Here is an 8,743-nt window from a genome sequence, read left to right on the forward strand (position 1 = left end):
TGTTGCCTTTCAAGTGAGCTTGCCTTTACCATTGCCGACTTTGAAAAGTAAATAAGCGCTGAAAAAGGCGCAAGCTACTGAATAAAAAGTAACAAATGGATACAGCGGTCAATTCGGAACGGGTAAGGGAGGACGCCGTCGCGGGGCAGATACAGTCTGCCGCCGGGATGTGCCGGGAAGTCATTCAAGAGCAGGCGGCTGCACTTGAGGCGCTGGCCGAGTCGTTGGGGCGGGAGGTCGATACCGCCATCGATTTGATCCTGCGTTGCCGCGGCCGCTTGATCATCAGCGGCATGGGCAAGTCGGGACTGGTCGGCCGCAAGATGGCAGCCACGTTCAGCTCGACCGGCACGCCCAGCTATTTCCTGCATCCCGGCGAAGCACTGCATGGCGATCTGGGCGTGATCCGCCACGACGACATCGTGGTGCTGATCTCCAACAGCGGGGAAACCGAGGAGATCCTGCGCCTGCTCCCCTCGCTGCAGGACTTCGGCAACGCCATCATCGGCATCAGCGGCCGCAAGGACAGCACGCTGGCCAGGCACAGCACAGTGTTTCTGCACCTGCCGATGGAGCGCGAGGTGTGCCCCAACAATCTGGCGCCGACCACCTCGACGCTGCTGACCATGGCATTGGGCGACGCCCTTGCCGTCACGCTGATCAAGCGGCGCGGCTTCAAGCCGCTGGACTTTGCACGCTTCCATCCGGGCGGCAGCCTGGGCCGCAAGCTGCTGACGCGCGTGCGCGACGTCATGCACAAGCGGGTGCCCGTGGTCGCGCCCGATGCCCCGCTGCGCGAGGCCATCGATGCGATGACCAGCGGACGGCTCGGACTTGCGGTTGTCCTGAATAACGGCGAGCTCGCCGGCATCTTTACCGACGGCGACCTGCGCCGCGCGATCGAGCGGGATGCCACGGCGCTGAGCCACCCGGTAGGCGACTTCATGACGCCCACCCCCATCACCATCCAAGCGGATGCTCGTCTTTCGGACGCAGAGGACCTGATGCGCGAGCGCAATGTGCGCGCGCTGGTCGTGCTCGATGCCGAAGACCAGGTTGCAGGCGTACTGGACATCTTCGACAACCTGCAATGAGCTCGGCGGGCGTTCGCTCGGAGTTTTCCGTAGCGCTATCGGTTTGGCGCGCGCTGTTCCTGCGCGAGGCCAGCGCGCGCCTGGCCACCGGCCGGGCCGCATGGCTATGGATTCTGCTCGAGCCCGCCGTTCATCTGATTTTCCTGATGGTGCTGTTCGGCGTGATCCGGCACCGGCTGATGGCCGGCGGCGTCAATGCCGAGGTCTTCATCCTGGTCGGCGTCTGGGGCTTCTTCCTGGTACGCAACGTGGCCGGCCGAGGCATGGAAGCCGTGAATGCCAACGCAGCGCTGTTCGCCTACCGGCAAGTGCGGCCGGTCGATACCGTACTGGTCAGGGCCGGGCTCGAAGCGTTTCTGTACGCCATCGTCTGGTTCGCGCTGCTCGGCGGACTGGCGCTGTTCGGCATCGATGTCGCGCCCGCCGATCCGATCCAGGTAATGGTGGCCGCGGTACTGCTGTGGTTGCTGGGCTTGGGCATGGCGCTGGTTTTTTCGGTAATCGGTGCGCTGCTGCCCGAAGCCGGCAAGATCGTGAAGCTGGCTTTCACGCCGCTGTATTTCCTGTCCGCGGTGATGTATCCGATCGGCAGCGTGCCGCGCCCGGTGCGTGACTGGCTGCTGCTCAATCCCATCGTGCATGGACTCGAATCGATGCGGGGCGGCTACTTCGCCGGCTACCACGGCGAGACCCATATCAGCCTGGGATACCTGGGCTTCGTCGTGCTGGCCCTGCTGTTTCTCGGCCTGGCCCTGCACACCCGTTTTGCGCGACGGCTGGTGGCGCAATGATCCGGGTCAATGACGTCTACAAGCGCTACCGCAATCATCATGGATCGCAGTGGGTGCTCAAGGGTATCTCCGTCGATATTCCGGCGCAGGCCCGTATTGCGTTGATCGGCGCCAATGGCGCGGGCAAATCGACGCTGCTGCGGCTGATCGGCGGGATCGACCAACCCAATCGCGGGTCGATCCAGCGCAATTGCCGCGTGTCGTGGCCCCTCGGATTGACCGGTGGTTTCCAGGGCTCGCTCAGCGGCCGGCAGAACACCAAGTTCGTCGCCCGTATTCACGGCGCACATCGACAACTTGAAGAAACGCTGGAATTCGTCCGCGACTTCTCCGAACTCGGTGAAGCGTTCGACGATCCCGTCAAAACCTATTCCTCCGGCATGCGCTCGCGTCTCGCGTTCGCGATGTCGATGGCATTCCATTTCGATACCTATCTGGTCGACGAACTGACCGCAGTGGGCGATGCCGCCTTCAAGCGGAAATCGCAGAAGGCATTCCAGGACCTCGCCGGCCGCGCCGGCCTGGTGATGGTCTCGCACAGCGAATCGACGCTGCGCAATTTCTGCGATTCCGCGATCTGGCTGCACGGCGGCCACGCTCACTGGTTCGATACCGTCGACGAGGCGCTGACCCGTTATCGGGAAAGCATTCAAGCATGAAAACCCTACTGAAAACGAGCCGGCTGTGGCAAGCCGCAGCGGCCCTCTGCGTGCTCGCCGCCCTCTATTGGGGGCTGATCGCTTCCGACCGCTACGTGTCCGAAGCCAAGGTCGTCGTCGAGCGCAGCGATGCCATTGGCGCGAACACCAGCGATTTCGCCTCGCTGCTGATCGGCAATACCGCGCCGCAGGACCTGCTGCTGCTGCGCGAATACCTGCTGTCGGTCGACATGCTGCAACTGCTCGATTCGCGCCTGAACCTGCGCGAGCACTACAGCACCGGCGGCCGCGATCCACTGTCGCGCATGTGGTTCAAGGACGCGTCGCTCGAGCGCTTCCATGCCCACTACCTGAAGCGGGTCAACGTCGAGTACGACGATTATTCGCGCGTGCTGGTGATCCAGGCCCAGGCCTATACGCCGGAGATGGCGCGCAATATCGCTGAGGCGATGGTGCGCGAAGGCGAACGCTTCATGAACGAGATGACCCACCGGATCGCCAGCGACCAGGTCGTCTATATCGAGAAGCAGGTGCAGGCGCAGGGCGAACGCGCCAAGGAAGCCCGCCAGGCGCTGCTGGCCTATCAGAACGCCAACGGCCTGGTATCGCCGCGTGGCGATATCGAAAGCTTGTCCAGCGTTGTCGCCAGCGCCGAAGCCGAGCTCGCGGAACTGAAAGTCCGCCGCGCCTCGCTGAAGGACGTGTTCACGCCGCAGTCCTCCACGATCGTGCAGATCGACGCCCAGATTGCCGCCGTCGAACGGGAAATCGCTTCCCAGCGCGACCGCATGGTGTCGACCAAGGGCAAGCGCGGCCTGAACCGCGTGATCGAAGAACAGGAGCGTCTGCAGCTCGCCGCGGAATTCTCGCAAGACCTCTACAAGACGGCCCTCGGCGCGCTGGAGAAGGCGCGTATCGAGGCGACCCGCAAGCTCAAGAACGTGGCCGTGGTGCAGCAACCCACGATGCCGGAGTTCCCCCTGCAGCCACGGCGCATCTACAACATCGTCGTCTTCGTGCTGATGACCCTGATGCTGGCCGGTGTGGTCCAGCTGTTGCGCGCCATCGTCAAGGACCACCGGGATTAAGCATGTTTCGGACTATCGTTTCTCTATCCGCGCTGGTCGCTGCCCTGATGGGCGGTATCGGTATTGCCCACGCGCAGACGCGTTCCACCGATCCGGCCGTCGAGGCCGCCGAGGGCGTGACTCGCGGTTATGGCACCCAGCGCGCCCGCACCGCGCCTGCGGCTTCGTACTCGACCAATATGTCGACGATGTCGATGCAGGGCGGAATCGCCGCCCCCGGTGCCGGCGGTATTCAAGGCGCGGCAATGCAGCCCGGCGCCGCAGTGGGCGAGCCACGCGTGCCCGCTTTCGATTCGACCGGCCAGGCGGCCGGCCTGCCGCAGCAAGCGGACTACAGCGCCAACCTGACCAGCGACGTGTTCGGCGCCAATCTGTTTACCGGTGCCTTCAGCCGCGACAGCGCCTCGATCTTCAATCCCAGCCACGTGGTGTCGGTCGGCGACCGGATCCAATTGCGCATGTGGAACGGCTACAACGTCGATACCGTGCTGACGGTCGATGCCGGCGGCAATATCCTGCTGCCCGAAGTCGGCCCGTTCCGCGTGCAGGGCATCACCAACGAGAACCTGCAGGGCGCCATCACCGGCGCGCTGCGCAAGGCGTTCGCCCGCAATGTGTCGATCTACGCCAGTCTGCTGGCCGCGCAACCGGTGCGTGTCTACGTGACCGGGGCGGTCTACCGGCCCGGCCTGTACACCGGCACCTCCAGCGACAGCATCCTGCGCTATCTGGACCAGGCGGGCGGCATCGATCCCGAGCGTGGCTCGTTTCTGGACGTCGCCGTCAAGCGAGGCACGCAGACGCTGGCCGTCGTCAACCTGTACGACTTCCTGCTCAAAGGCGAACTGGCCTCGCGCCAGCTGAACAACGGTGACGTGATCTTCGTGCAGCCGCGCAAGAACACCGTCAAGGTCAGCGGACTGGCGGAGAACGCCAAGCGCTTCGAATTCATGGGTAGCGCGACGACGCTGCAGCAGATCGCCAGCATGGCCAAGCCGCTGCCGCAGTCGACCAATGTCCGCGTCGTCCGCAATACCGGCACCGTCCGCAACACCGAGTACTACCCGCTGGCGCAGGCGCCGAACGTCCAGATCAAGGACGGCGATGAGGTTGAATTCACCGCCGACAAGCGCCCCGGCACGATCACGGTCCGCGTCGAAGGCGAGCATCTCGGCCCGCAGGAGTTCGTGCTGCCGTACGGCAGTCGCGTCGGCCAGCTGCTGAGCCAGATCCAGATGACGCCGCAGTCGGATCCGAACAGCATCCAGATGTTCCGCACCAGCGTGAAGGAACGGCAGAAGCTGTTGCTGCATACCGCGCTGCGCAGCCTGGAATCGAGCGTGCTGACCGCGCGCTCCGGCACCGCCGAAGAAGCCCAACTGCGCAAGGAAGAAGCAGGGCTGGTGCTCCAGTGGGTCGAACGCGCCCGCAAGATCGAGCCCACCGGCCAGACGCTGATCGCCAAGTCCGCCAACCGCGACGACCTGCTGCTGGAGAACGGCGACATCCTGCGCGTACCGATCAAGGACGGCCTGGTGGTCGTCAACGGTGAAGTGCTGTTCCCGAACGCCATCGCCTTCGACAAGGGCATGGACCTCGAGGACTACATCCAACAGGCGGGCGGCTATTCGCAAAACGCCGATACGTCGCGCGTGATCATCGCGCACCGCGACGGCAGCTTCTCCGATGGCAAGCGCGATCCGGAGATCAAGGCAGGGGATGAGATCCTGGTATTGCCGAAGGTCGACTTCAAGTCGCGGCAATTCGCCAAGGATGTGTTCCAGATTCTTTATCAGATTGCGATTAGTGCGAAGGTGGTGTTGGGGTTGTAAGGCCCCTGAGAGTGGTCGCCAATGTTCCAGATGTTCGCGTGGTGGCTATTCACTAGCACATTAGCTATTCAACCGATGTGCCAGCAATTCAAATAAAGTCAGGTGCAAGATGGCAATTACGAAGAAACTGCGGAAACTGCGGAGAGACCCTAAGGCCTTTTTCGGAGATTCAAAGAACCCAATGTTCAAAGCTGTAGGCGAATTGCTGCCCGGCCACCGGCGCGTGCCTGCCAGTAAAGATAATGACCGGGCACCGTCTACAGTGAAAGCGATCAAAGGATCGAATATAGCGCCGTCCCCAAAGACGCCGAGTACTGCACGGAATCGTGCCGCGAGCGACCTTGAAGCAATGCGGTCCATGGAAGCAATTTTCCGGTTGCAAAGTCCTTTTGTAGACCTGTGGCGAGCATACAGATATGGTGCCATGGACAATTCTGTTAGCTCTACAACACGCCCGGCCGTCGCACTGTACCCGCTCGGTGTTCCCTGTTTGGATTCGGCTCGGAGTCAGGCATATCATAATCTTGGTTATGCCACCTTCTTTCTGCCATTGTGGGATTACACCGACCCATTGGCGGACTTGGATGACATCGAATTCCGCGCGAACAAAGCACCCCTTGAGGCAAATTCGACTGCGCGGCAACTGCTGACGTCGCTTAGTGGGAGAAACGTGTCGGCTATTGTGCTGCCATATGATGCGACTTCTTTGACCCGAGCAATCGCGATCCAATGTCGGGCTTTGGGCCTCAAGACGATCTGTCATTTTCCTGCTCTGCCATCGGTCCTGGGTCTGTACGGTAAAGAGAAGATTGCGTCGTTTCCGATCTGCGATCAGATTGTGGCCGCCGCGAGCATGTCGGGGAAGATTCAGTTTTCCGATGGCGTAATGCGGCGTTGCTCAGTATTTCCAGATGACTTGAGCGATCCCGCGAGCCTCGATGAAACTTGCGTTGGGCAGACGCGGGCTTGGTTGGGGGTCGGAGCGTCAGAAGCAATATACCTTTTACTTTTGCCGCCACTTCAATGTGCATGTTCTAATGAAGATCTGGCGACCGCTATATTTGGCGAAATAGAGTCGCTGCTGGCACGTATGCAGCCGACCGACCATCTCATAGTTGTTGCGAAACGGCGCAAGCAGGGCTTCTTGAACAATGCCGCCGTCAAACTACTTCGTGAAAAATATCGAAAGTCGATTCTCTTTTACGACGAGATTTCTGAGCTAACGCGTCTGGCTGAACTGGCACGGGAAATTGTTGCGCCCGAAGGCTTGATTTCATCGAACAAAATAAACAGAGATTCCGTAAGGTTCTTTGCGGTGGGTGGTTTCGCCATGAGCGATATCAAAGAACATGCAAAGCCGACACATAAATCCGAGTCGGAAGATTCGATGGGCTGTAATGAAGATGATATGGTGCATGAGCTGCCGCCTTTCGATATTCGAAAACTCATTGAACATGATTCTAGAAGTGGCGTGATGCCGGGTGTGCCGGTAGGTGTGCATGAAGATATCTTGTATCGGATTTTGTGCAGGAGCGGCCCTGGCTTAGACGTCATTGCGGTTCCTGACCCGGTTAACAACCTCCCAATCACGGAGGGTAGGCAGAAGTATTTGCTCGAGCTTTTAAATGCAAATCGCCGCGTTACCGGGGCTGGTGCTCTACGAGAAACCAACGCGGCGGAATTGTTCGTCCAATGGGGTGCGGAGCCGAGCGAGTCTAAGGAAAGACCGGAGGTTTTCCGGAGCCAACTTGCGCGCCCGCGGCTTTATCTCGAGGATGGATTCATACGATCTCAAGGGCTTTGGACTGACCCCAACGAGCCTACACTGTCAGTGGTGATGGATACGCGTGCCATATATTATAATGCCCTCGAGCCATCCCTTCTCGAAACCATCTTAAACTCCGATTTTGAGTTGGATGAAAAACAACTGGCCCGTGCTAAGCGGGCAATTTCCCAGATCGTATCAAATCGAATCTCGAAATATAATCACGCTCCAATTTTGAGTCTCGATTTCCGTTCGCCGGGGAAAAAATCGATTTTAATCATCGATCAAAAGGCCGGTGATATGTCCATCAAATATGGATGTGCGAATGACGACAGCTTTATGTCAATGCTGCAGAGCGCTTTGGACTTGGGAGATCAGGCCGAGATCATAATTAAGCAGCATCCATGCGCTATTAGCGGTGGCGCCCATGAGGCTCATTTCACCATAGAATCACTCGGAGATGTGGCAAGACAAAGGAACGTGCACTTGATTGGGTTCGATGTGAATCCCTTCTCGCTAATTGAGGCTGTCGATGAGGTATGGGTTGTGAGCTCTGGAATGGGTTTCGAGGCTCTTATGGCGGGCAAGAAAGTCCGCTGTTTTGGGGTGCCGTTCTACTCGAATTGGGGAGTCACTCACGACCACGTAAAGATTGAGCGGCGTAGGAGAATCCGATCTATCGAGGAGATTTTCTACATCTTCTACATCTTGCTTACTCAGTATGTGGATCCCCGTACTGGGCGGCGGTGTGAGGTCGAAGATCTAATTGATTATTTTTCGGACAGAGCTGTCCAGCGCGCTGCTTGAAAGGTGCCTCTATGTCCAGCACCGTTGGCGCTCCGCTTGTTGTTGTTTTTCACTCAAACGTAGTTACCGTCAGGCAGCGAATTCGTTTCGCGGAAATTCTGTCGGACCAGTCGCGACACGGTACGCTGACGGGCGGACGGGACGCCTTGATAGATTACTGCGAGGATGTTGCGTCAGAACTCGCATCTAGCGCAACACGCCGATATGTTGATCTAATACTCGACGAACCGTCGACTATTTCCGTAGTCCGTGAAGCATGGCAACAGTTAAATCAACAAGCGGCCTCCACATTGATCTTCCGAATTCGCGTTGCGGCAGATGTGCAGCGGAAACGGCAAGTTCGGCGTCCAACACACCTGGTCGCCGATCTGTGTGATCACGGGAGCATCGCACTCCAAAATAAGCTGGAGGTCCTGATCCGCAGACTCCCGGTAGCAAGCGCTGCGTTGTTGTTAGGCGGGGTGCCCCTGATTTGGCCGAGCTACGCGTCCATGTTGATTCTGGCTGGCGACCCCTCTGCAGTGTTGTTCGATGCATTGGACGAAATGCAGCTGGAACGCGAGTCTAAGGTGATTTTTTTGTAACCGCTAAATCCAGCACACCTTGTTGAGTCGAGCCGTTACCCAGTAACGTACGCAATACGGGACGTTACCGGGTAACCATGACGAAGGAGTGCAGGATGGCGCAGACGACAGCCCAGCGACAGG

7 protein-coding genes are annotated in these 8,743 nt (G+C 59.3%); all 7 read left to right on the top strand.

Annotation, left to right across the window (positions count from 1 at the left end; genetic code table 11):
* Positions 1-167: 167 nt before the first annotated feature.
* The 7 genes from F7Q96_RS07145 to F7Q96_RS07175 all read left to right on the top strand — a co-directional run bounded on the left by F7Q96_RS07145 (position 168) and on the right by F7Q96_RS07175 (position 8,620).
* Complete coding sequence (locus tag F7Q96_RS07145) at positions 168-1,094, top strand: KpsF/GutQ family sugar-phosphate isomerase (protein ID WP_053822294.1); 927 nt, start codon at positions 168-170, stop codon at positions 1,092-1,094.
* Positions 1,091-1,885 (top strand): ABC transporter permease, encoded by a 795-nt coding sequence (locus tag F7Q96_RS07150; protein WP_053822293.1) that lies wholly within the window; start codon positions 1,091-1,093, stop codon positions 1,883-1,885. Before F7Q96_RS07145 ends, F7Q96_RS07150 begins: the two co-directional genes overlap by 4 nt.
* Positions 1,882-2,544 carry an ABC transporter ATP-binding protein gene (locus F7Q96_RS07155; RefSeq protein WP_053822292.1) on the top strand — a complete coding sequence of 221 codons (663 nt, stop codon included), beginning with the start codon at positions 1,882-1,884 and terminating at the stop codon, positions 2,542-2,544. Before F7Q96_RS07150 ends, F7Q96_RS07155 begins: the two co-directional genes overlap by 4 nt.
* The gene (locus F7Q96_RS07160; protein ID WP_053822291.1) at positions 2,541-3,632 is read left to right on the top strand and encodes a chain-length determining protein; all 1,092 of its coding nucleotides are present in this window, start codon (positions 2,541-2,543) and stop codon (positions 3,630-3,632) included. The genes F7Q96_RS07155 and F7Q96_RS07160 overlap by 4 nt, the downstream gene beginning before the upstream one ends.
* 2 nt (positions 3,633-3,634) lie before the next feature.
* Positions 3,635-5,464 carry a polysaccharide biosynthesis/export family protein gene (locus tag F7Q96_RS07165; protein ID WP_226994756.1) on the top strand — a complete coding sequence of 610 codons (1,830 nt, stop codon included), beginning with the start codon at positions 3,635-3,637 and terminating at the stop codon, positions 5,462-5,464.
* 109 nt (positions 5,465-5,573) lie between these two features.
* Positions 5,574-8,036 (top strand): capsular polysaccharide export protein, LipB/KpsS family, encoded by a 2,463-nt coding sequence (locus F7Q96_RS07170; protein ID WP_082371522.1) that lies wholly within the window; start codon positions 5,574-5,576, stop codon positions 8,034-8,036.
* An 11-nt stretch (positions 8,037-8,047) separates the two neighbouring features.
* Positions 8,048-8,620: a hypothetical protein gene (locus F7Q96_RS07175; RefSeq protein ID WP_151022302.1), complete on the top strand. Its 573-nt coding sequence runs from the start codon at positions 8,048-8,050 to the stop codon at positions 8,618-8,620.
* Positions 8,621-8,743 lie beyond the last annotated feature (123 nt).

It is taken from the genome of Cupriavidus gilardii (assembly GCF_008801915.1).
GTDB lineage: Bacteria > Pseudomonadota > Gammaproteobacteria > Burkholderiales > Burkholderiaceae > Cupriavidus > Cupriavidus gilardii.